At 49.3% G+C, this 641-nt stretch carries 1 protein-coding gene; it reads left to right on the top strand.

From position 1 onward, the window contains the following. On the top strand, window positions 1-641 hold a 641-nt coding region (locus tag E1963_RS19285), incomplete at both ends, for a hypothetical protein (RefSeq protein WP_207669424.1).

Genomic DNA, 641 nt, shown 5'->3' with positions numbered 1-641 from the left:
GGGAAAAGGAAGAAAAGCGTCACACGGAAGATAAAGGAGGGAAAAGGGGAAGCTGAATGTTCCCCATGTATAAGAAAAAAAGGAAAAGAGGGAAAGAAAGAACAGAAAGGAGGAAATGTACATGAAAAAGAAAGTTTTATAAGTGAGGAGGGAAGAAGGCAGGGTGAAGGAGAGGAGGGGAGGAGGAAAGGGGAGAGGAAGAAGAGAAAAGAGAGAGAGGAGAAGGGAGGGGAGAGGAAGGGAAGAAGAGAAAGGAAGAAAGGAAAGGAAGAGAGAAGAGGAAGGGGAGAGGAAGAGAGAAAAGGAGGAGAAGAGGGAGAAAAGGAGAGAAGAGGAGAAAAGAGAAGAGAGAGGAAGGATAAAAAAGCTGGCACTGGGAGGAAACGAGAAAGAAGAGGAGAAGGAAGAGAGGGAAAAGAGGAGGGAGGAAAGAGAGAGGGGAAGGAGGGGCAGAAGGAGAAGAGGGAAAGGAAGGGGAAAAGGAGGGGGACAGGGAAAAGGGAAGAAGAGAGGACGGGAGAGAGGAAGGAGAGGGGGGAGAGGAAGAAGAGAGGGGGGGAAGAGGAAAGAAGAGAGAAGGGAGAGGTAAGAGGAAGAGCAGGAGGAGAGGGGAAAGGAAAGGAAGAGGAAGGGGAAAGGAA

It is taken from the genome of Extibacter muris (assembly GCF_004345005.1).
Lineage (GTDB): Bacteria > Bacillota > Clostridia > Lachnospirales > Lachnospiraceae > Extibacter > Extibacter muris.
Note: the sequence above shows the minus strand (reverse complement) of the source record. Positions and strands in the feature narration are given on the sequence as shown.